At 68.7% G+C, this 22773-nt stretch carries 22 protein-coding genes; 9 read left to right on the top strand and 13 right to left on the bottom strand.

The genetic code is table 11. The features are described 5' to 3' along the window. Nucleotides 1-31 precede the first annotated feature (31 nt). The gene (locus tag B4N89_RS17005; RefSeq protein WP_235618656.1) at nt 32-790 is read right to left on the bottom strand and encodes an enoyl-CoA hydratase family protein; all 759 of its coding nucleotides are present in this window, start codon (nt 788-790) and stop codon (nt 32-34) included. Between the two features lie 214 nt (nt 791-1004). Here B4N89_RS17005 and B4N89_RS17000 point away from each other — a divergent pair, with 214 nt between their 5' ends. Then, complete coding sequence (locus B4N89_RS17000; protein ID WP_078976671.1) at nt 1005-1808, top strand: SDR family oxidoreductase; 804 nt, start codon at nt 1005-1007, stop codon at nt 1806-1808. Between the two features lie 4 nt (nt 1809-1812). Next, entirely contained in the window at nt 1813-2463 is a 651-nt protein-coding gene (locus B4N89_RS16995; protein ID WP_078976670.1) for a TetR/AcrR family transcriptional regulator, read from the top strand. 333 nt (nt 2464-2796) lie between these two features. Here the strand turns inward: B4N89_RS16995 and B4N89_RS16990 are convergent, their stop codons facing one another. Then, nucleotides 2797-3957: an acyl-CoA dehydrogenase family protein gene (locus B4N89_RS16990; RefSeq protein ID WP_235618655.1), complete on the bottom strand. Its 1161-nt coding sequence runs from the start codon at nt 3955-3957 to the stop codon at nt 2797-2799. Nucleotides 3958-4175: 218 nt separating this feature from the next. Between B4N89_RS16990 and B4N89_RS16985 the strand changes: the two genes are divergently transcribed. The 4 genes from B4N89_RS16985 (at nt 4176) to B4N89_RS16970 (ending at nt 10398) form a co-directional block, all read left to right on the top strand. Next, complete coding sequence (locus B4N89_RS16985) at nt 4176-5693, top strand: class I adenylate-forming enzyme family protein (protein WP_078976669.1); 1518 nt, start codon at nt 4176-4178, stop codon at nt 5691-5693. Between the two features lie 221 nt (nt 5694-5914). After that, on the top strand, nt 5915-8110 hold the full coding sequence (locus B4N89_RS16980; RefSeq protein ID WP_078979414.1) for an acetate--CoA ligase family protein: 2196 nt from the start codon (nt 5915-5917) through the stop codon (nt 8108-8110). 680 nt (nt 8111-8790) lie between these two features. Next, nucleotides 8791-9654 (top strand): enoyl-CoA hydratase/isomerase family protein, encoded by an 864-nt coding sequence (locus B4N89_RS16975; protein ID WP_078976668.1) that lies wholly within the window; start codon nt 8791-8793, stop codon nt 9652-9654. 189 nt (nt 9655-9843) lie between these two features. After that, nucleotides 9844-10398 carry a flavin reductase family protein gene (locus tag B4N89_RS16970; RefSeq protein WP_078976667.1) on the top strand — a complete coding sequence of 185 codons (555 nt, stop codon included), beginning with the start codon at nt 9844-9846 and terminating at the stop codon, nt 10396-10398. A 63-nt stretch (nt 10399-10461) separates the two neighbouring features. On the opposite strand, the gene B4N89_RS16965 is transcribed toward B4N89_RS16970, so the two are convergent. The 3 genes from B4N89_RS16965 to B4N89_RS16955 all read right to left on the bottom strand — a co-directional run bounded on the left by B4N89_RS16965 (nt 10462) and on the right by B4N89_RS16955 (nt 13376). Next, the gene (locus B4N89_RS16965) at nt 10462-12123 is read right to left on the bottom strand and encodes a solute symporter family protein (RefSeq protein WP_235618932.1); all 1662 of its coding nucleotides are present in this window, start codon (nt 12121-12123) and stop codon (nt 10462-10464) included. 53 nt (nt 12124-12176) lie between these two features. Then, complete coding sequence (locus B4N89_RS16960) at nt 12177-12524, bottom strand: DUF485 domain-containing protein (protein ID WP_201260854.1); 348 nt, start codon at nt 12522-12524, stop codon at nt 12177-12179. 426 nt (nt 12525-12950) lie between these two features. Continuing rightward, nucleotides 12951-13376: an ATP-binding protein gene (locus B4N89_RS16955; RefSeq protein WP_078979412.1), complete on the bottom strand. Its 426-nt coding sequence runs from the start codon at nt 13374-13376 to the stop codon at nt 12951-12953. Nucleotides 13377-13661: 285 nt separating this feature from the next. On the opposite strand from B4N89_RS16955, the gene B4N89_RS16950 reads away from it, so the two are divergent. Genes B4N89_RS16950 through B4N89_RS16940 form a run of 3 tightly spaced genes read left to right on the top strand, consistent with a single transcriptional unit; the run spans nt 13662 to nt 14923 of the window. After that, nucleotides 13662-14513, top strand: a complete 852-nt coding sequence (locus B4N89_RS16950) for a helix-turn-helix domain-containing protein (RefSeq protein WP_078976665.1) — start codon at nt 13662-13664, stop codon at nt 14511-14513. Nucleotides 14514-14524: 11 nt separating this feature from the next. Beyond that, nucleotides 14525-14719 carry a hypothetical protein gene (locus B4N89_RS16945; protein WP_078976664.1) on the top strand — a complete coding sequence of 65 codons (195 nt, stop codon included), beginning with the start codon at nt 14525-14527 and terminating at the stop codon, nt 14717-14719. Nucleotides 14720-14731: 12 nt separating this feature from the next. After that, nucleotides 14732-14923: a hypothetical protein gene (locus B4N89_RS16940; protein ID WP_078976663.1), complete on the top strand. Its 192-nt coding sequence runs from the start codon at nt 14732-14734 to the stop codon at nt 14921-14923. Between the two features lie 389 nt (nt 14924-15312). Here the strand turns inward: B4N89_RS16940 and B4N89_RS16935 are convergent, their stop codons facing one another. The 8 genes from B4N89_RS16935 to B4N89_RS16900 form a co-directional block, all read right to left on the bottom strand. Next, complete coding sequence (locus B4N89_RS16935) at nt 15313-16023, bottom strand: DinB family protein (protein WP_235618654.1); 711 nt, start codon at nt 16021-16023, stop codon at nt 15313-15315. Nucleotides 16024-16073: 50 nt separating this feature from the next. Further along, nucleotides 16074-16541 carry a MarR family winged helix-turn-helix transcriptional regulator gene (locus B4N89_RS16930; protein ID WP_078976662.1) on the bottom strand — a complete coding sequence of 156 codons (468 nt, stop codon included), beginning with the start codon at nt 16539-16541 and terminating at the stop codon, nt 16074-16076. Between the two features lie 300 nt (nt 16542-16841). After that, on the bottom strand, nt 16842-17522 hold the full coding sequence (locus B4N89_RS16925; protein ID WP_078976661.1) for a hypothetical protein: 681 nt from the start codon (nt 17520-17522) through the stop codon (nt 16842-16844). A gap of 176 nt (nt 17523-17698) precedes the next feature. Further along, nucleotides 17699-18154: a hypothetical protein gene (locus B4N89_RS16920; protein ID WP_143657991.1), complete on the bottom strand. Its 456-nt coding sequence runs from the start codon at nt 18152-18154 to the stop codon at nt 17699-17701. Between the two features lie 68 nt (nt 18155-18222). Next, a complete protein-coding gene (locus tag B4N89_RS16915) occupies nt 18223-19467 on the bottom strand; it encodes a hypothetical protein (RefSeq protein ID WP_078976659.1) in 1245 nt (414 codons plus the stop codon). Next, on the bottom strand, nt 19464-19841 hold the full coding sequence (locus B4N89_RS16910) for a hypothetical protein (protein ID WP_078976658.1): 378 nt from the start codon (nt 19839-19841) through the stop codon (nt 19464-19466). The genes B4N89_RS16915 and B4N89_RS16910 overlap by 4 nt, the downstream gene beginning before the upstream one ends. Before the next feature lie 185 nt (nt 19842-20026). After that, nucleotides 20027-21094: a Zn-dependent alcohol dehydrogenase gene (locus B4N89_RS16905; protein ID WP_078979410.1), complete on the bottom strand. Its 1068-nt coding sequence runs from the start codon at nt 21092-21094 to the stop codon at nt 20027-20029. A gap of 245 nt (nt 21095-21339) precedes the next feature. Beyond that, a complete protein-coding gene (locus B4N89_RS16900) occupies nt 21340-22722 on the bottom strand; it encodes a hypothetical protein (protein WP_143657990.1) in 1383 nt (460 codons plus the stop codon). Between the last annotated feature and the right edge of the window lie 51 nt (nt 22723-22773).

The following is a 22773-nucleotide window of genomic DNA, read 5'->3' as shown; positions in this document are numbered from 1 at the left end:
GGTTGCTCCCGTCTCTGGTTCGAGGTCCGCGTCACTTCGAGGTGTCCGCTTCGCGGCCCTCGGTGAAGGCGTCGCGCAGTTCGTCCGACACGCCGGTCAGGTTCAGCTCGAACGTGAAGCCCTGCTCGTAGCGGTACGAGCGCTTGACGTCGACCGGGTCGATGCCGTTCAGCGACGCCTTCGCGGCGCGGATCACCGTCGGGCTCTTGGCCGCGATCGTGCGGGCGACCTCGAACGCGGTCTCGACCAGCTTGTCCCGGTCGACCAGCTTGTAGATGGAGCCGTACGCGTGCAGTTCGGCCGCCGGGGCGTTCTCCGACGTGTAGACCATCTGCCGCATGCGGTGCTGCGGGACGAGCCGGGCCAGGTGGGTAGCCGCGCCGAGCGCACCGCGGTCCACCTCGGGCAGGCCGAAGAACGCGTCGTGCGAGGCGATCACGATGTCCGCGTTGCCGACCAGGCCGACGCCGCCGCCGACGCAGAACCCGTGTACGGCGGCGATCACCGGTACCTCGCAGTCGTACACCGCCGCGAACGCGTCGTAGCAGCCCTTGTTGGCCCCCACGAGCGCGTCGAAGCCCTCAGTGTTCGACATCTCCTTGATGTCGACGCCGGCGTTGAAGCCGCGTCCCTCGGCCCGGAGCACCACGACCCGGACCTGCCGGTCGCGGCTCGCCTCGCGGAGCCGGTCCGCGAGTTCGAACCAGCCGGCGACGGTGAGCGCGTTGACGGGGGGTGCGTCGAGCACCACCTCGGCGATGCCCTCACGCACCTCGTAACGGATAGCCATGGCAACCAGATCCATTCGGCCGCGTGCGTCGGATCGGCCGGTCATGCGCCCGGTACCGGCGGGTGCGGCCGACGCGGCCGTCCGGTCGTGAGAGGCACATCACCACCCGATCTGACTGATCGTCAGATTTCTGCCACCATAGTTGACCCCGAGCGACCCACGCCAGACGAACCGAGCGTGGCGCCCACGACACCGCAGACCTCCGGGAGCCGCCATGACCTCCGCCACCGACCCGCTCGACATGGGCGGACGCGTCGTCCTCGTCACCGGTGGCGGCAAGGGCATCGGACGGGGCATCAGCGAACGTTTCCTGGCCGCCGGCGCCGACGTGGTGGTGTGTTCGCGCCAGGCGCCGGACACGCTGCCGAGCGTCGGCGAACGCGGCGCGGTGTTCACCCCGGCCGACGTGCGCGACCCCGACACCGCGTTCGCGGCGGTGGCGTTCGCGGAGGAGCGGTTCGGCCGGCTCGACGTGCTGGTGAACAACGCGGGCGGCGCGCCGCAGACCGACGCGGCCACCGCGTCGCCGCGCTTCTCCCGCGCGATCATCGAGCTGAACCTGCTCGGCCCGCTGTATTTCGCCCAGGCCGCCCACCGCTTGATGCACCGTCAGGAAACCGGCGGGGTGATCGTGAACATCTCCAGCGTGAGCGGCGTACGCCCCTCACCGGGCACCGCGGCCTATGGCGCGGCCAAGGCCGGGATGAATTCGCTCACCCGCTCGCTCGCGGTCGAGTGGGCGCCGAAGATCCGCCTCAACTCGGTGGTCGTGGGCCTGGTCCGGACCGAACAGGCCCACCTGCACTACGGGGACGAGGCCGGCGTACAGCGCGTCGCGGACACCATCCCGCTCGGACGCATGGCCGATCCGAGCGATGTGGCGGACGTATGTCTGTTCCTCGCGTCGCCGATGTCACGGTACGTCAGCGGAGCGGAACTGCTCATGCACGGCGGCGGGGAAATGCCCGCTTTCCTCCGTGCGGCGGACAGCGGTACGGATCATGCGCCCGTAAACTGACGGCATGACAGGACAAGTTCGCACCGTCGACGGCCGCGTCGCCGGGCGACGCGGACAGGCGACGCGGCAAAAGCTGCTCGACTGCCTCCGCGAGATGCTCGACACGTCTCCGTACCGGGACGTCAAGGTCATCGACGTCGCCCGTATGGCAGGCACCTCTCCCGCCACCTTCTACCAGTACTTCCAGGATGTCGAGAGCGCGATCCTGGAGATCGCCAACGACATGGCCAAGGACGGCCAGCGGCTGAAGACCCTCGCCGAGGACCAGAGCTGGGCGGGCAAGGGCGGCTACGCCGCCGCCGAGGCCCTGGCCGACGGATTCCTGGAGTTCTGGCGGGACTACGAGCCGATCCTGCGCGTCGTCGACCTCGCGTCGGCCGAGGGCGACAAGCGCTTCTACAAGGTGCGCCAGAAGATCCTCACGGCGGTCACCGGCTCGCTCACCGAGGCGATCGAGAACATGCAGGCCAAGGGCAAGGTCGGCGAGGAGGTGCACGCCAACGCGATGGCGGGCACGCTGGTCGCCATGCTGGCGGCGGTGGCCGGCCACCAGAAGGGCTTCGAATCCTGGAACATCAAGATGAAGGACGTCCGCCCGGCACTCTCCACGCTGGTCTACATGGGCGTCACAGGCAAGAAGCCCCCCACGCGGTAGCACCGTGCGTCCTCAAACGCCGGACGGCCCGACTCCAGCCGTCCGGCGCTCGAGGACAACCGGGCGCGGCCCCAACCCTCGGACCCAAGCCGAGCAACCCCAGCCCGTCCGGCGCTTGAGGACAACGGGTTCACCCGCAACCCACGGATCCGAACCAAGCAACCCAGCCCGTCCGGCGCTTGAGGACAACGGGTTAAACCGCAACCCACGGATCCGAACCAAGCAACCCCAGCCCGTCCGGCGCTTGAGGACAACGGGTTAAACCGCAACCCACGGATCCGAACCAAGCAAAACCAGCCCGTCCGGCGCTTGAGGACGGCGAGCCGACCTCGGCTAGATCCCCGCGAGCGCGGCGATCCGCTCACGCTGCAACCCGCGCTCCCCGAGCAAGTGCGCCGAGGTGATCGCCCGCTTCAGGTACAGGTGGCAGTCGTACTCCCACGTGAACCCGACGCCCCCGTGCAACTGGATCATCTCCTCGGCGACATGCCGGTACGCCGCGGTCGCCGTCGTCATCGCCAACGGCGCCATCACCGCCAGCTCACCCGGCGAGCCAAGCCCCGACGCCTCCGCCTCCGCGGCCGCCCACGCCGCGTAGTACAGCGCCGAGCGCGCCGTCTCGACCTCGACGTACAGATCCGCGCAGCGGTGCTTGATCGCCTGGAACGACCCGATCGGCCGGCCGAACTGCACCCGCCCCTTCGTGTACTCCACGGTCGCCTCCAGGCACCGCGCCGCCCCGCCGACCGCCTCCGCCGCCACCGCGATCTCGGCCAGCGCCAGCACCCGCTCCAGGGCCGCGTCCGCGCCGACCTCGCCCAACAGCCGGGCGGGCGTGTCCGCGAAGGTCAACCGAGCCTGCTTGCGCGTCTGGTCCAGCGTCGGCAGCGCCGTCCGCGTCAGCCCGTCGGCGTTCCCATCCACCGCGAACAGCGCCAAGTCGCCATCGACCCGCGCCCCCACCACGATCAGATCCGCGATCAAGCCGTCGATCACGTGCGTCTTGACGCCGTCCAGGCGCCACCCGTCGCCGTCACCGTCGGCCCGCGCCGCCATCTCCACCGCGCGCACGTCCCGCCGCCCCGGCTCGGCCAGCGCGAGCGCGCCCAGCGTCTCACCGGCGGCCAGCCCCGGCAGGTACTCGGCCCGCGCCGCCTCGTCGCCCGCGTGCACGAGCGCGTACGCGGTCAGCACCGACGACGCCAGGAACGGCGAGGGGAAGAGCGCGCGGCCCATCTCCTCCAGCGCCACCACCAACTCGGTGAAGCCGAACCCGACCCCGCCGTACTGCTCCGGAATCGCGAGACCGGCCAACCCGGTCTGCTCGCACACGCGTCGCCACACCTCGGCGTCGTAGCCGGTCTCGGTGGCCATCACCGCCCGGACGGCGGGCGAATCGCTGTGCCGATCGAACACGTCCCGTAGCGCTTTGCGAATCTCCTGCTGCTCGTCGCTGAACTCGACGTCCACGTGGCGCAACTCCTTGACACTCATGTCGCGCGGGGTCCGGATCGGTCGCCCGGCCCGAGTTCCGGTCGGCCCCATTGACGATCCGGCAGCCCGCGAGCACCAGTATCTGACACACCGTCATACGTTTAGAACATTGCTTTCGTCACACCTCTGAAACGTCGCCTTACCCCGGGCGTGTCGTGTTGTGTGGCATACACCACCCCCCACGCCGATACTTCGCGCGCAGGCCGAAGGGACCCGTTGTGACCGTTCTCGCCCAGGTGCTTCGTGAGGCCGCCCGACGCTTTCCCGAGCGGCGGGCCCTCGTGCACGGCGGAAGCGGGTTCACCTACGGCGGCCTGGACGCGGTCACCGATCAGGTCGCGTCGGGCCTGGCCGCACGCGGTGTGCGGGCCGGGCATCTGGTCGCCCTCGTGCTCCCGTCCGGGCTCGAGTACGTGATCGCCTACACCGCCCTGGCCCGACTCGGCGCGATCACCACCGGGGTGGGGCCGCGCTACACCCCCACCGAACGCGCCGCGATCCTGGAGCGCGCCGCGCCGGACCTGGTGCTCGCCGGGGAGGACCTGCTCGACGGCATCCCGGCCGGCCCCGAGGTCGTGCGCTGCGTACCGGCCGCCGACGCGGCGAACGTCTGGGCCGAGTTGCGGCTCGACGCGATCCCGCCCGCGCCGCCGGTGACGGGGGATCAGGACCCGGACCTGCCCGAGACGGTCGTATTCACCTCGGGCACCACGGGCACTCCGAAGGGCGCCCTGTTCACCTCCCGGCAGATCGCCGCGATCACCGCGATGGACACCGGCGACCGCTGGGGCGAAGGCGGCCCGCAACTGGTCGCCACCGGCCTGCCGCACGTCGGCTTCATGACCAAGCTGGCCGGCTACCTCAAGTCCGGCGCGACCCTGCACATCCTCGGCCGCTGGCGGGCCCAGGACGCGTTGCGCGTGGTGGCGCGCGAGCGCATCCCCTACCTCGGCGGCGTCGCCGCGCAGGTCTCCCTCCTGCTCGGCCGCCCGGAGTTCGAGCGCTACGACCTCGCCCACGTGCGCGGTCTGATCGTCGGAGGCGGGCCGTCCCCCGCCCCCCTCGTGCACGAGGCCCGGACCCGATTCGGGGCGGGCTACTCGATTCGCTACTCCTCCACCGAATCCGGGGGGCTGGGCACGCTGACCGCGTTCGACGCCCCCGACTCCGAGGCGCTGTACACGGTCGGCCGCCCCCGACCGGGCACCGAGGTGGACATCCGCGACCCGAAGACCGGCGCGATCCGACCGGCGGGCGAGGAGGGGCAGATCTGCCTGCGATCGCCCGCCGTGATGGCGGGCTACTGGCGCGACCCCGCGGCGAGCGCCGCGGCTCTCGATGCGGAGGGCAGGCTGCGTACCGGCGACCTCGGCCGGATCGACGAGGCCGGCTGCCTGCGGATCACCGGGCGGATGACGGAGATGTACATCCGCGGCGGATACAACGTGTATCCGCAGGAGGTGGAGGCGGTCCTGCTCGACCATCCCGATGTGGCCTCGGTCGCGGTGATCCCGCGACCCAGTCGGGTGATGGGCGAGATAGGGGTCGCGGTCGTGGTGTCACGTGCCGCATCCGAGCCGTCACTGGCCGCGTTGCGCGCATTCGCGGCCACCCGGCTGTCCGCCCACAAGCTCCCCGAGGCGATCCGCATCGTGCCGGCGCTGCCGTTGACCGGCATGGACAAAGTGGACCGCAGATCCCTGACCCAGCAGGAAAAGTCCTTCGGGGACGTTTAGTAACCGCGCGATGACCAGCAGATATCCGCAACATGTTTGACCAAGTCAGCAAATGTCCAGGTGATCGGACAGATGCGTCGGGACCGGGCCGGTGAGACAGTGGACAGCCCTGACGTCCCATCAGCAAGCTAACTGACTAACCGTCAGCTCGATTCCGGCCTCGATCGGGCTTCGATCGGATCTGGCGGCGACGAAAGATCGAAAAAGGGACGGGCGCGATGATGCTTCACGACAGCAGAGGACACCACTTCCCGGGGCACACTCGAACCAGCGTCACCGCGAACGCGGATCCGTCGGCCGAACTCGACGTGACCGGCCGACCACTCGCGCTCCGCCCCGCCGACCTGGACCGCTTCTTCCGACCTCGCACGGTGGCGGTGATCGGGGCCTCGGACACCGAGGGCCGACCCGGCGCGCGGATCACCGCACAGCTGATCGCGTGGGCCGAGCGGGTCGGCGCTCGGTTGTTCCCGGTCAACCCCAAGCACGAACGCATCGCCGGCCGGCCGTGCCACGCGGACATCTCGGCGGTGCCCGAACCGGTCGACCTCGCGGTCGTCCTGGTCGGCGACCCGGCCGAGGTGCTGGAGCAACTGGCGGGCGCCGGCGTGGGTTTCGCGGTCGTATTCGCGGCCGGCTTCGCCGAGGCGGGCAACGCCGGGGCCGAGGCCCAGGCCCGGCTGGCCCAACTCACCTCGGGCGGTTCGCTGCGGCTGCTCGGGCCGAACACGAACCTGAACGCGTTCGAGGAGTTCCGCACCGACCTCGACGGTCCCGCGATCGCGCTGATCACCCAGAGCGGGCACCAGGGTCGACCGGTCTTCGCGGCGCAGGAGATCGGGATTCGGGTCTCGCACTGGGCGCCGGTGGGCAACGAGGCCGACCTGGAGATCGCGGACTTCGTGCGGCATTTCGCCGACCAGGAGGAGGTCGGGGTGATCGCCGCCTACGTCGAGGGGTTCAAGGACGGGCGCACCTTCGCGCTGGCGGCCGACCACGCGGCGCGGCAGGGTGTACCGGTGGTGGTGGTCAAGGTCGGCCGAACCGAGACCGGCGCGCGCATGGCCCAGTCGCACACCGGCAAGCTGACCGGCGGCGACCGCACCGCTTCGGCGGTGTTCCGCCAGTACGGGGTCACCCGGGTCGACGGCCTCGACGAACTCATCGACACGTCGCAGTTGTTCGCGCGTACCCGCACCCCGCTCGCGCAGGGGGTGTGCGTGTACTCGATCTCCGGCGGCACCGGCGCGCACATGGCCGACCTCGCCGCCGCCGAGGGCCTGTCCGTACCGCAGTTGGAGCGGGCCACGCAGGAGAAGCTGCACGAGTGGATCCCGCCGTATCTGACCGTGTCCAACCCCGTGGACAACGGCGGGCATCCGGCGGGCGACGAGCGCGGCCGGAAGATCATCGACACGATTTTGGCCGACCCGGCGATCGGCGTGCTGGTCTGTCCGATCACCGGCGCGTTCCCGCCGATGAGCGACCGGCTCGCGCAGGACCTGGTGGACGCGGCGGAGGCGACCGACAAGGTGGTCTGCGTGGTGTGGGGTTCGCCGGTGGGCGACGAGGACGCCTACCGCGAGATACTCCTCAAGTCGAACAGGGTCGTGGTCTTCCGCACCTTCGGCAACTGCGTCCGGGCGCTGCGGGCCTACTTCGACTACCACCGCTTCCGCACCCAGTACTCGTCCCCGTTCGAGGACGTGCCGCGCACCGCCTCGCCCGCAGCGGCGAAGGCGAAGCGGCTGCTGTCCTCGGGCAAGCCGCTGTCGGAGCACTCGGCGAAGCAACTGCTGCGCACGTACGGGATCCGGGTGCCGCGCGAGCAACTGGTCACCTCGGCCGCGGCGGCGGTGCGGGCGGCGGGGCTGATCGGCTACCCGGTGGTGATGAAGGCGTGCGGCCCGCAACTGCCGCACAAGAGCGACCTGGGCCTGGTCAAACTGGGCCTGCGCTCGGCGAGCCAGGTGCGGGACGCGTACCGCGAGATCACCGACGCGGCCAAGGAGGCGGGCGCGGGACGCCTGGAGGGCGTGTTGGTCTGCCAACAGGTGGACCGCGGCGTGGAAATGGTGGTGGGCATCTCCCACGACGACCTGTTCGGCCCGACGGTCTCGGTCGGCCTCGGCGGCATCTTCGTCGAGGTCTTCGACGACATCGCCATCGGCGTCCCGCCGTTCGGCGCCTACGAGGTCAAGCGCATGCTCGGCGAACTCCGCGGCCTCAAATGCCTCCAGGGCCTCCGAGGCCAACCCCCGGCCGACCTGGACGCCCTCGTCGACGTGGTCATGCGAGTACAACGCATGGCGTTGGAACTAGGCGACGAGATAGCCGAGTTGGACATCAACCCGTTGATGGTCATGCCAAGGGGCGGCGGCACAGTCGCCTTGGACGCCCTAGCAGTGGCGAAATAGCCCCGCGGCCGAAGCCACCCGAACGAAGCCGACCGCGCCAGACAGCCCCGGTCGGCTTCGGGGGCGAGCCGGACGAAACCGAGAGGGCCAAGCAAACCCGAACGGCCAGGCACCCCAAGCAACCACCCAACCACAGCCACGCCCCTCAAACACCGACCGAGCCAAACACCCCAGCCGGCACTTGAGACCACCACCCAAACCAACACTCGACGCCACACAACCCACCCAGCCCGGCCGGCGCTTGAAGCCACCGCAACCAAACCGCCACCCGACGCCAGACCAGAACCCTCCAGCCCGGCCGGCGCTTGAGGCCACTCAGCCCGGCCGGCGCTTGAGGCCACCGCAACCAGACCAACACCCGACGTCAGACGCAAACCTTCCAGCCCGGCCGGCGCTTGAGGCCAACCCAGCCAGACCAACACCCGACGTCGGACACAATCCCTCCCAGCCCGGCCGGCGCTTGAGGCCAACCCAACCAGACCAACACCCGACGTCAGACACAAACCTTCCAGCCCGGCCGGCGCTTGAGGCCACTCAGCCCGGCCGGCGTTTGAGGCCAACCCAACCAGAGCACCGCCCAACGTCGGACACAAACCCTCCCAGCCCGGCCGGCGCTTGAGGCCAACCCAACACCAGCCCGTCCGGCGCTTGAGGACGACCAACCACACACAGGAGCCACGATGACCACCCCCGACCAAGACCTGCTGCACAGCGTGCACGCCGGCGTCCTGACCCTCACCCTCAACCGCCCCGCGGCCAGCAACTCCCTCACCTGGTCCCAACGCGAACTCCTGATCGAGCTCCTGGCAGAGGCCTCCGCAACCGAACAGATCCGAGCCGTCATCCTCACGGCCGCAGGCCAAAAGCACTTCTGTACCGGCATGGACCTCCGCAGCAGCCCCGGCACCAAGTCCCTCCTGGCCGCCACCAAAGACGCGGACACGAACGCGGCCGACGACACCCCCCAACCCCCCGCCCGCCCCACCGGCTACGCCACCCGCATGATGAAGACCGGCGTCCAACGCCTGACCACCGCGATCCTGGACTGCGAAAAGCCCGTGCTCGCAGCAGTCAACGGCACCACCGCCGGCTACGGCATGAGCCTCGCCCTCGCCTGCGACCTCGTGATCGCCGCCGACTCGGCCCGCTTCATCCAGATCTTCACCCGCCGCGGCCTGGTCCCGGACGGCGGCAGCGCCTACCTCCTCCCCCGCCTCGTCGGCCCGCAGAAGGCCAAGGAACTCATGTTCTTCGGCGACGACCTCCCCGCCGCCGAGGCGCTCCGAATCGGCGTCGTGAACAAGGTCGTCCCCGCCGACGAACTCGACGCCACCGCCCGCGAGTGGGCCGAGCGCCTGGCCACGGGCCCCACCCGGGCGTACGCGTTCACCAAGCACCTGGTGAACCGCTCCCTCGAAAGCGACCGCACGACGGCCTTCGACGAGGAGGCCCGCATCGTCGAGGCGAACATGACCTCCCGCGACGCCAACGAGGGAGTCGCGTCGCTGATGGAGCGCCGCAAGCCGGAGTACTACGGCTGGTAATCGCACGCCGACGGCCGGCCGAGGACCCCCACCACGGCCCGCCGACGGGCGGATGTGCCTTGCGCCACAAGGCAACTGACGAGTCGTCAGATGTGACGAAGGACCCCCTCTCCTTTGATTGACGCAAGGAAATCGGGTGACGTAGCGTCACAGACCCGACGCCCCTAGACACCTGCGAGGAAGTCCATCATGGGCAAGATCGACGCAGCGAGCACGAAGCCGGCGGATCCCGCCGCGATCGCCCTGCCCGAGGGCGACGGCATCGTCGAGGCCGCCACGTTCCGACACGTCCTCGGCCACTTCGCCAGCGGCGTGACGGTGATCACCGCGCTCGACGGCGACACCCCGGTGGGCTTCGCGTGTCAGTCCTTCGCCTCGCTCTCGCTCGACCCGCCGTTGGTCACCTTCTTCGTCGCCAAGACCTCCACCACCTGGCCGCGCATCCGCCCGGGCGGCCGCTTCTGCGTCAACGTCCTCGCCGAGGACCAGGAAGCCCTGTGCCGCGCCTTCGCGGTCAGCGGCGCCGACAAGTTCGCCGGCGTCTCCCACGCCCCGACGCCGACCGGATCGCCGAGGCTGGACGATGTACTGGCCTGGGTCGACTGCACGCTGGAGAGCGTCGTGGACGGCGGCGACCACGAGATCGTGATCGGCCGGGTCCAGGCCCTCGACGCGCCCCGCGTGGAGTGCGCGCCGCTGCTGTTCTACAAGGGCCGCTTCGGCCACCCCAGCCGCAACGCATAGCCACGATCCCGGACCCGGGCGCGAGCCGCCGGGACCGGAGTCCGAGACCGTGGCGGTGCGCGCTCAGTGCGCGCCGGCTCCGGTCAGGGCCCTGACCTCGAGTTCGGCGAACTTGCGGTCGTCGTCGTCGGTACGCCGCCGGCGGCCCGACATCGCGCCGATCGCGGCGCACGCGAAGCCGACCGGGATCGAGATGATGCCCGGGTTCTCCAGCGGGATGGGCGCCGGCGTCGTACAGCTGAACAGCGCCGTGGCGTTGCCCACATCCTTGCGGTCCTTCGAGACGTCGCAATCGGACGCCTGCTTGGCCGTCAACTGCTTGATCGCGGGCTTCGTATCGGTGGCCCCGCCCCAGCAGATCGGGGACAACAGCACCACGAGCACCGAGGTGACCAGGCCGCCGTAGATGCCGAACACCGCGCCGCGCGTGTTGAAGTTCTTCCAGAACAGCGAGAACAGGATCGCCGGCAGGTTCGCCGAGGCGGCGATCGCGAACGCCAGCGCGACCAGGAACGCCACGTTCAACTCGCGGGCGAACACCGACAGTACGATCGCGGCCGTACCGATCACCAGCGCCGAGATCCGCGCGACCTTGACCTCGTCCTTGTCGGTGGTGCGGCCCTTGCGGAAGACGTTCGCGTACAGGTCGTGCGCGAACGACGAGGACGACGCGAGGGTGAGCCCGGCCACCACGGCCAGGATGGTCGCGAAGGCCACCGCGGCGATGAAGGCCAGCATCAGCGCGCCGCCGGTGGTGCCCGCGCCGCCGCCGAGGTGTTCGGCGAGCCGGGTCGCGGCGGTGTTGCCGCTCGGGTCGGCCTTCTTGATCTCCTTGCTGCCGATCAGCGCGGCGGCGCCGAAGCCCAGGATCAGGGTCATCAGGTAGAACACCCCGATGATGCCGATCGCCCAGGTCACCGAGCGGCGCGCGACGCGGGCGTTGGGCACGGTGTAGAAGCGGACCAGGATGTGCGGCAGGCCCGCCGTACCGAGCACCAGGGCCAGACCGAGCGAGATCAGGTCGATCTTCGACCAGCCGTCGGTGGCGCCGTACTTGAGCCCCGGCTGCAGGAACGACTCACCCGACCCGGACTTGCTCGCCGCCGTGCCGAGCAGGTCCGCCACGTTGAAGTCGAACTTGGCCAGCACCCACACGCACATCACGAACGCGCCCACCATCAGCAGGCCGGCCTTGACGATCTGCACCCAGGAGGTGCCCTTCATGCCGCCGACGGTGACGTACACGATCATCAGCGCGCCGACCGCGGCGATGACCGAGATCTGCGCGGCGTCGCTCTTGACGTCGAGCAGGAGCGAGACGACCGAGGCCGCGCCGACCATCTGCGCGATCAGGTAGAAGATCGACACCACGATCGTGGACACGCTCGCGGCCATCCGCACGGGACGCTCGCGCATCCGGTTCGCCAGCACGTCGGCCATGGTGAACCGGCCGGAGTTGCGCATCGGTTCGGCGACCAGGAGCAGCGCCACCAGCCAGGCGACCAGGAAGCCGATCGAGTACAGGAACCCGTCGTAGCCGGACAGCGCCAGGATGCCCGCGATGCCGAGGAAGGACGCGGCCGACATGTAGTCGCCGCCGATGGCCAGGCCGTTCTGGAGCGAGGTGAACGAGCGACCGCCGGCGTAGAAGTCGGCCGCCGTGCGGTTCTTGCGACTGGCCCAGAAGGTGATGCCGAGAGTCACCACGACCAGTATGGCGAACATCGCGAACGTCCAACCTCGGTTGCTGGACTTCGCGGCGAGTTCGAGAGAAAGGTTCACGCTTCGAGTTCCTCTCGCAGTTCGGTGGCGACGGGGTCGAGTCGGGTCCGCGCGAATCGCGAATAGGCCCAGGCGATCAGGAACGTCGACACGAACTGGAGCAGGCCGAACACCAGGGCGACGTTGATGTGGTTCATCAGTTCCTTGGCCATGAAGTCGCGCGCGTAGGCGGACATGACCACGTAGAGCAGGAACCACCCGAGGAATGCGACGGTGACCGGGAAGATGAAGGACCGTTGACGCCGTTTCAGCGCGCCGAATCTCGGATCCTGTTCCATTTCCAGGTAGCCGGTGCGGTCGTCGACGTACGGCGCGCGCGGAGCCGGGACGGAGACGGATTCCACCGTCGGCTCGGATTCCTGCTCTGGGGGACGATCTTGCGGATCTTTGTGCGGAGTCGGCATGGGGCGGTAGGGCTCCTCTCCAGCGGACACCCCGCGCGTGGCCCGAGGCGCCGATCGGGTACCAAACCGCGGTCCGTGGGACCTGGGGCCGCAGCGGAGCGAGTTTAGAGGCGCCGCCGGGACGCGCGGAACCTATCCGATCAACTGAAAGCGGGACTGGCGGGTTACGCGGATAACCCATGCATTCCCAGAGCCCACAGATTCGATCGAACTTGCCTCCGACGACCCGAACTTCGACCGGACCACCACCGAAGTAGCCCACTTCGGCCCGCCTTTGCCAATAGCAATCACACTCGAAGGCCCTCGATCACCATCCTCTGATCCGGCTGTTTCCCCACCCAACCCGTCGGGCCGGCGCACCGCCGGTCACCGCCGCCGCATCCCCACCACGACCGACTTGCCGCACCCGGGCCGCGCCACCACGGCCCACACATCGGCGACCCGATCGACGAGCAACAACCCGCGCCCACCACAGTCCCGCCGCCCCGGCGACCCGATCCGGGGCCGCCCGGACCCGTGATCGGAAACGGCGAGCCAGAAGTACCCGTCCACGAACCAGAGCACCATCTCGACCGGCCGCCGCGCCCCGTAGCGCACCGCGTTGGTCACCAATTCGGAGGCCAACAGCACCAGTTCATCCACCATCTCGGCAGAACAGCCAGGCGGAAGCGCCCCGACGACAGCCCGCCGAGCACACCGCACCGAGGCAGGCTCGGCGGGAAGGCTCCAGTGCGACGGAACAACGGGAATCGGAGGCGTACATCGGTCGTCGGAACAGAGCGTTTCGGACATGGCCAACTCCTCGACAAAACAGTCGTGATGGGCACGGAGCGCGCCGAACACGCGCCGCCGACAACACCGGTGGCCTACCTCCCGAGCGCGACATACCCACCCCGGAACAGGCGAGCATGCTCACGCGGTGCACTTCCGGCATCGCTTTGCGTAGGTTCAACAGTACCGAGCGTAGAACACGGCGGGGCAAATTTGCCACCCAGACGAGACTAATGAACCAATCTTGGCTACGTCCGCACCCGTGGGCAGGGCAGACTGCTCCAGACGGCAGAGAGAAGGAGCGGCATGGCCTCCAGGACAGTGCTCACCGAGCGGCAGAAACGCTTGGGTGGCGAACTGCGGCGGATGCGAACCTCGGCAGACATGTCCGCCGAGTACGCGGCAGGGCTGCTGGGCGTTGATCGGGGGAAGATTTCCAACATGGAGTCGGGCTCACGTTCGATCAGCGCCGAGCGGCTGCGAACCTTGGCCTGCAACTGCGGCTGCACCGACGAGCGTTACCTCGAAGCGCTTGTCGCGATGGCGGAGTCCGATGCCAAGGGCTGGTGGGATCACTACCGGGGCAAGCTGCCCCAGGGTTTGCTGGACATCGCCGAGTTGGAGGCTTCCGCAATCGGGATGCGTGTCGCGAACACCGTGCACATTCCCGGGCTCCTCCAGACGTCCGACCACGCCCTCTCCGTCTTCCGAGTCGCAGTTCCCTTGCTTCCCGATCACGAAGTCGGGCTCCGTCTCGCCCATCGCGCCGAACGGCAACAGGTTCTGGACCGACAAGATCCACCCACGTTTCGTGCGGTGGTCCATGAAGCGGCGCTTCGGATGCGATTCGGCGGCGACAACGTCGTGCGTGCGCAGTTGGCACATCTCATCGACGTTGCCGAGAGGCCCAACGTCACCCTGCGTGTCATCCCGTTCGAGGCGGGCGCGTTTCCTGGCGCCGGCCAAAGCGTCCTCTACGCCGAAGGGCCGGTTCCGCTGCTCGACACCGTCCAGATCGACAGCTCACACGGACCGACGTTCATGTGGGCCGAGAACCAACTGGCCAAGTATCGAGCGCAGCTGGACTGGTCGGAGCATCTGGCCCTGCCCCCCGAGCAGTCCCGCGATTTCATCCACAAGATCGCGCGCCAATTGTGAGGAGATCATCAATGCCTGACATCACCTGGGAAGACCCCTTCTGCGCCGAGGGCAACTCATGCTTCCGCCTCGGCACCGACAACGAAGGCAATGCCTACATCGCCATCGCCGGGCACGAGAACGCCTACCTCACAGACTCCATAGACGCCCTCCGCACCCTCATCCGCAACATCAAAGCCGGCGAAGCCGACCACCTGCTCCAGTAAGGGAGAGCATCAATGCCCGACGTCACCTGGGAAGACCCCTTCTGCGCCACCGGCAACAACTGCTTCCGCCTCGGCACCGACGGCGACGGCAACGCCTACATCGCCGTCGCCGGGCACGAGGACGCCTACCTCACCGACACCGTCGACGCCCTCCGCACCCTCATCCGCGACATCAAAGCCGGGAAAGCCGACCACCTGCTCTGACAGCCGTCCGTGTGCGGCCTGAAGGATCAGGAAAGCTCCGACGCCGTGATCACACCGGCCACGGCAGATCACGGCATCGGCGCCAAGGGGCCCGCCGGGCTGTCTCGCAGCGGACGCCGTCCGAGGAGAAGTCCAGTTCGAGCGCGACACGGCCTGTTGCCGGAACCCACTCCTGCCGAACCCCGAAAACGAGTTGCCCGAGGCGGGCCCAAGAACTCCATCCGAGGACCGTAACGCCCCGCAGCGCGGCCTCACTTGGCGAAACGGGACAGCTCTCGGCTAGTTCCACATCGTCGGCTGTCACGCGGAGCGACGGGCGTCTTCGGCAGCCGGCGTCCGCACCGGCCCGTCCGCGCACAACAGCACGTCGCACAGCTCAAGGATCCAGCTCAGCGTTCCTGCATGTCGAGGTCACGGACGCAGAACCCGTGGTGTGCCCAGTCCTCGTTCAGCACCACCCGCAGACACTCCACCACCGACTTGCCCACGGCGTACGGCGGCCAGCCCGATCCCGCAGGAACGGGAGCGATCGCGGACAGCTCGTCGACCGTCACGTTCACCAGCCAACGCTCCAGCTCGGCGAACTGTTCGCCGCGCACGGCCAGTACCTCGTCGAGACCCGGGTTCGCCGCTCGGTCGAGGCCCTGTTCCTCCTGATCGGGCACGAAGTCGGACGCCAACCCGATCGCAGAGAAGGGCTGAGTCGATCCCAGGCAGCAGCGGCGAAACCACGAGTCGTGCACGAAAACCAGGTGGCGCAGGGTCTCCACCGCCGACCACTCGCCGGCGACCCGCCGGTGCTCGGAGCCCGCGGCCATCGCACGGAGCCGCTCGACCGTCCTCGCCCAGTCATCCCGTAGCTGAGAAAGAGCTATCCGCAGATCGGCCGGGTCATCCGAGCGCATCAGCAACCGAACCGGATACCGCCGGTCCAGCTCCGCCTCGACGTAGGACGTCACCTCCACGCCGTTGACCACCAAGTTGCCGACCAGCCCGTCGATCACGACGTCCCGCGCCACCACGCCGATCAGTCGGGCGCGGGTCAGGTCGCAGTCGCGAAACTCGGCGTCGGTCAGATCCTGATTCTCGAAACGCGCCATGCCGAGCATTGTGTACTGCGGGTACGGCATCCGGCCCAGGCCCGTGCGCGTCAGGCGACCGGGCCGCCCGCGTTGTGGATCAGGCGTTGGAGGACCTTGAGCGTCGTGACGTAGTCCGCGTCGTCGATGCCCTCGTGGAGGGCCGCACGGATCGCGGGGGCGTTGCGGGCGATGTCGACACGGGCCTGTTCGCCCGCCTCCGTGAGGTGCAGGCGGCCCTCGTCATCGCGGGTCAACCAGCCGCGCTCCACGAGCACCGCAGACTCCGCCGCCAGGTCGTCCTCGGGGCGAAGATACGAGGCCATCGCCACCCGCAGTTCCGGCACGGTCATCCCCGCGCCGTCGGGCGAGATGTCGTTCACCGACAGATTGCGCAGCAGCCAGAACTGCGGCTGGGTGTAGCCCTTCTCGGCCTGCCGAGCCCGGATGTACCCGATGACCGCCTCGTAGGCGAGCCCGGTCCAGTACCCCGCGGGCTGTCCGGCGAGTTCGGCATCGGACATCTGCTGAGTGGTCATGGAACGTCCTCCTGTGTACTTCGGCGCGATGCCCGCACACCGTGCAGGTCATGCGGCGACCGTAGGACTTCAAGTCAACTTGAAGTCAAGGACCCACGGCATGAGGCATCCGCAACCGCACGCCCTGACCCGGCGAAGCCCTCCCGGGACAGGGACGGCCATCGATCACGGCCCACCTCCGGAGCGGGTTCGCGACTTCGCCACCCGCCCCGGGGCCCGGCTGGTGCTCGAGGCCACCGCCTCGACCCACCCATCACCACACCGGCACCCGCCGCCGGCCGTGCCGCGCGTGCGCGAGCGCTACGACGTCGGGGGTGGACCGAATGCGCGGCGAGCCGCCCGCACATTCAGGGCGGCCATGGCGGCATTGGCACCACCACCGATCACAGCGCCGATACCGAACGGCGCCACTCGACCGAGAACGATGATTCCCTGCTTGGTCCCGTACTTCGTGACGAAGTTCCGCCCCAGGATCCTGTTGATCTGCCTCAAAGTCTCGACCGGCACCTTGGCGACAACCTGACGCCCCCAGTGTTGGCCCGTACGTTCCGCGACCTTGGCAATGGTGGCGGAGCCGGTCCCACCGAGCATGATGCCCATCACGATCGTTCGGCGGCGCTCGATCTCGTCGATGGGAACTTCGTGGACTTCGGCGATCGAGAGAGCGAAAAGGACACTCAATTCCAAAGACGAAAGCGTCTCACCCGCCGACAGTGCCAGGGCGACTCCCGTGCCGACGCCGGGCGCGGCCGCGGCTCCCCCGACTGCCGCACCCGTGCCCGTCAGCGCACTGACATACATCCGCTCCAGGCTGCGGATCATCTGTGCCGGTGTCGCCTCCGGGTTCCGCTGACGAGCCCGGGCTATGTTCTTGCGAACCAGTGGGCTCTGGGCCTGTATGGCCTTGTCCAAAAGGTCGAGCACTCGCTGCCCACGTCCGGCTTCGGCCGGGCCCGATTCGCCAAAGGCATCCGTCACCATGCCTTGAACCCCCTAGGTCGTCGCGTCCCCACGGAGTCTCGCACCCGACCGCCCGCACGGACCCAAGGTCCGAAAAATCAGCCCACGCAATCCCCCCGACACCCCAACTCCCCCGGCACACCAGCCTGTCGCTCCCGGTCCGACCGCCGTAGCGGCGGTCATGGCGCCGACGGTCGTCAATTGAAAGCATCCAGATACAAGGAGCAGTCCACCGCCCCCGGCGGCGTGTTCACCAGGGCCGTCGTGGGCCACGTCTTCGTGTCGGTGAGCGCCGTGGTGGTGCCCGTGTCGGGGCGCCAGCCGTGGCGTTCGGCGAAATGGCGGACGTTCTGCGCGCCGATGGCGTCCATCGCGACGGGGGTGGTCAATTTCGCCTCCGCCAATACCCCCGGGACCCTGCCGCAGGGGACCCGGTACGTGAGCTGTACGAGTGTCCCCCGCATGTTTGCCTTCACGTAATAACGCACATTCGTGGCCCCTGGCGGCAGCGTAAGGCCGGTCAACCGCAGGGACTTGCTCAGCGAAACATCGCCGCTCCCCGGGTCGGCACGCGAGTCGCGATCGTCGTCCGACCACGGATGCCACAGGAACAGGCGCAGCACCCCATAGCCCAGCAGGCCGAGAATCAGCATGCCCGCACAGAAAGCCCCCGCCAGGAACAGGGCGCGCCGGGCGCCCCTCCTCGCCGCGCCCGCCGACGTCATCCGGCCAATCCCGGGGCGACGTACATCGTCGTGCTGCCCACGATGTCGAAGTCGTGGGCCAAGCCCGTCTCGTTGAGTCGGGCCAGGTCGTTCTGCGGCACGCCCTTGATGTCGCTTCGGGGTACGCCCCCCTCGGGGTTGCCCCAGTTGTAGCGCTTGTAGATGTCGACTCGGATCGTGCCCTCCGGATGGCCGTTGACCATCTTGAAGTCGGTCCCGACGATCCGATACTGATAGCCGTTCATCGTGTAATAGAAATCCTGCAACTCGGGCGTGACCGGTCCGTTCTGCATGTCCCGGGCGACGCTGCCGCCCTGCCATCCGGTATCGAAATTACCACTCGGCCCTTTCGCCCGTATGGTGTCGTTGAGGATCTGCTGAAACCCGGGATCCGCCTTCACAAACTCCTGCGCGTCGAACTGGAGGTCCCGTCCGTTGCCTTCGAGCCAGTACTTCATGTAGGAGGCCGCACGCTCGTTGCCGAAGTACCCGTCCTGCGCCACGACCATGGCCATGGCCTTCAGTTCGGTCGCGCGGTCCTTGGCCGTGGGGTCGGTGACGTCGAATTCGCGCTTGGGGCCGGTGTCCTCCCGAGCGACCGGCGGCTTCGTGAAGTAGGGCGGGATGAGGTTGGAGCCCCCGAAGCTCGTCGTGTTGCGGTCCGGCGGGTGGTCCGCGATCTCCCGAATGCGCTTGGCGATACTCCGGGCCGATTCGTCGTGCTGCCGTTTCAGATCCTTTGCGGAATCGAGAATCGCGTCCAGGTCGTCCTCGGCCTGCGCCAGCGCCTTCTTTGCCTCCGCGTGCCGCGCGAGCAGGGCCTCCTGCTCCTTCCCGGACGTGGTCATCACCTCGAAAAGCCGCAGATCGACGTCCGGATTCCCCTCCATCTGCTTCACCCGGGCCCGGGCCGCCACCGCCTGGGCCTCCAGTTCCGTACGCGAGCGCTGATACTCGGCGAGCAGGAACGACCATTCGCCGATGGTGCGTTCGACGCCGGACAGGGCGTCGTGCATGATCCACACCTCGGGATAGATGTGCTGCACGGCATCGTGGCAACTGCCGCCGGCCAGCCCGCTCCAGGCCCCGGGATCGCGCAGCGTCTTCTCCATCTCGGTGCGTACATTGCCCACCTGCCCCGAGGCCTGCCGCACCTTCTCGGCCAGCAGCGCGAGCGCCGGCAACAACCCGGGTGCCGGATCGAAGCGCAGCCCCGGGAACTCCTTCTCGGCCGAGCTCACGCGAACGCCTCCCCGATCCGGCTCGGCGAAGGCGCGGTCGTGGCCCCGGTGGGTGCGGACGAGCCGTTCGGAGCCAACGCGGATCGCAGCGTGCTCATGGAGGTGGCCGTCTGCTCATCGGTCACGGCGTAGGCCTGCTTGGACAGATCGACGGCGGCGCGGAATTCTCCGATCCGGTCCTGGAAATCCTTGACCCGCCTCGACCACTTGTCCTTGAAATGATCACAGGCGGTGTCGAGATCTTTGTGCCCGGTGCGAATCGGGCCGGTCTCGTGGAGCGCGTCGAGCGCCCATTTCGTCGCTTGGACCGAGCCGTCGAATCCGGATATCAGTGCATCCAGCCACGCAAAGTCGACAGAGAACTTTTCCGCCATCGCAATCCCCCCGGTTCGCAGCGTGGCAGAAACTATATCCCGTCCGTTGTAGAGGGCAATGAAAAACTCCGGAATCGGCCATGATCAAAAAGGAAGAAGCGCGCCCCTCGACCAGGAGGGGCGCGCTTCGACGCCGGAGTGATCGCCGGCCGAACCCACCGGGACGCCGGCCGCGGAGACCGACGTCAGAAGACGAAGACGCCCCGGGCGACCTTGCCCGCCTCGGCGTCCTCCACCGCCTGGTGGAAGTCGTCCAACGCGTAGGTCTGGGTGACCAGTTCGTCGAGCTTGAGGGCGCCGGTCCGGTACAGGTCGGCGTAGCGGGCGATGTCGTACTGCGGGCGCGAGGAGCCGTAGCGGCAGCCCATGATCGACTTGTCCAGGAACATCGAGGACACGTGGAACGACGCCTCGGCGTCCGACGGCGCGACGCCGAGGATGATCGCCTGGCCGGCCCGGCCGAGCATGTCGATCGCGTTGCGGATCACCGCGACGTGCCCGACGCATTCGAACGCGTGGTCCACGCCGCCCGGGACGAGTCCCTGTACCGCCTTGACCGAGTCCTCCACCGCACGCGCGTCGACGAAGTCGGTCGCGCCGAACTCGCGCGCCACCGCCTCCTTCGCCGGGTTCGCGTCGACGGCCACGATCCGGACCGCGCCCGCGAGCTTCGCGCCCTGGATCACGTTCAGCCCGATGCCGCCGGTGCCGATCACCGCGACCGTGTCGCCGGGCTGTACCTTCGCCCGGTTGAGCACCGCCCCCACACCCGTCAGCACCCCGCAGCCGATCAGCGCGGCGGAGGCCAACGGGATGTCCTTGGGGATCTTCACCGCCTGGACGCCCTTGACCACGATCTGCTCGGCGAACACCGACAGGCCCGCGAAGTTGTGGACCGGCTCGCCGCCACGCGTGAACGGCTGGTTGAGCCGGCCGAAGCTCTTGGCACACATCGTCGGCCGGCCCCGGTCGCACTCGCGGCAGGCGCCGCACGAGGCCAGCGTGGACAGCGCGACGTGGTCGCCGGGCTTGACGTGGGACACCAACTCGCCCACGGCCTCCACGACTCCCGCGCCCTCGTGCCCGAGCACGACCGGGGGCGGGAAGGGGATGGTGCCGTTGATCACCGAGATGTCGCTGTGGCACAGACCGGCCGCGCCGATCTTGACCAAGACCTCGTCGGCCCCGGGTGCGCGCACCTCCAGGTCGTCGACGATCGAGGCTTCCTTGCCGTCGAAAAGAACGCCCTTCACCGGTTCCTCCTCCATCGGAAATGGGCTGACGAGCCGGGGCGCTCGACGGCTGACCGACCCGACCGTCTCCGGAACCGAATTCCGAGCGCGCACGCGTACCCGCGCGCACTCTAGCCCGGAACTGATGAGCAGTCAGCCGGTTGTGACAGTCCTCTCGTATCACCCCGACACCGCCTCTGATCAGCCCGTAATCACACACGTGTCACCTCTACGCGCGGTTCACCGCCGGTGCCGCGGCGGCGACTTCACGGCACGCGCGGCACGCCGGCGGCATCGAGAATCCGATGCATCACCGCGACCGGAAGCGCGGGATTGGCCGCCGCGCAGGGCCCGAGCTCCGGATCGTCCAACAACGCGAGCAACCGCTCACCCGCCAACGCCGGGTGCCGTGCGAGGGCCGTCCGCACACACCGCTCCGGATCGGCGAGCAACCGGACGACCACCTCGATCGGCGCATCCGGATCCCGAAGCACCAACTCCCGCATCCCGGGATCCGGATCGTCGGCGAACCGGGCAAGGCCACGCGTCGGGAACCCCGGCCGCCAGGTCAGCCGCCCCCGATCCCGCCCCCGATAGTCCCGATACGCCCGCAACAGCAACTCCGGCGTAACCCCCGCCTGGTGACGACAGGTCAGCACCCGCACCCCGAGGTCGGGGTCGCGCACCAGGCGGTCCCGCGCCTCCCCCGAAAGCCCGCCCGAACACGCCGCGATCCGCCGCACCCCCGGATGCGCCGACCGCGCCCACGTTTCGGGCGTGCCGGCCGCCGGACACGCGTCGTAGCGCATCGCGTCGTCCAGATCCTCCAACTCCGGCACCCGATAATCGATCCCCGCCCGCTGACCCTCCGTCAACTCCGGTCTCATCGACACCCGGTATCGCACGGCCGGATCGGGATCACGCCCCAGCACCGCCACCAGATCGACCGGCAGATGTGGATTCCCGGCGGCGTAGTACCGATAGTGCGCCGGCGCATCACCCCACACGATCCGCTCGGCATCAACACGCGCGAGCAGCCGGCACGAAATCGCCGACTCGCTGCCGCGGTTGACCGGTGCCCAGTCGATGCCGGTGAGGCGGCGGCGCACGTCGGCCTCCACCCTCGCGGCCCGCTCACGCACCTCCCGCACAGGATCGTGGATCAGCGCCCGCCGCTCGTCAGGCGGCAGCACTTCCCACCACCCGCACGCCATCGACCGCAGTTCCGGCTCCGGCCGCCTCACGAACGATCGAAAGATGTGGGACGGCGTGTCACGAGCGGCCAGGAACTCCTGAAGCATCTCGTCCTGGGTCAACATGCGATCACCGGCATCACTCCGCGACGACATCACCCACGTGAGAAACCGCGCATACCCCTCGTCCGGCAGCGGACGAGGATCCCCATCGGGATGCCGACCACCCCTCAGCGTCCGCGCCACCACGCGCCAATCCGGGTCGGTGAGCAGACGCGCCCGCTGCACGGGATCCACATGCGGATTGCTCCCCAACGCCACCCGCACCCGGCGATCGGAATGCCCGACCATCACCTCGATCACGTCCTGCGGCAAGTGCTCGACCTCGGCCAACGCCGCTGAAGCTCCCGGCCACTCGTACGCAGCCACCGCCCGCAGCACCACCTCACGGGGCACCGCAGGATTCCGCAGCACACCGGCAACCAGCCCATCGACCACAACCGCCCC

It is taken from the genome of Embleya scabrispora, assembly GCF_002024165.1.
In the GTDB taxonomy this organism is placed as follows: domain Bacteria; phylum Actinomycetota; class Actinomycetes; order Streptomycetales; family Streptomycetaceae; genus Embleya; species Embleya scabrispora_A.
This window is presented reverse-complemented; position numbering and strand designations above follow the sequence as displayed.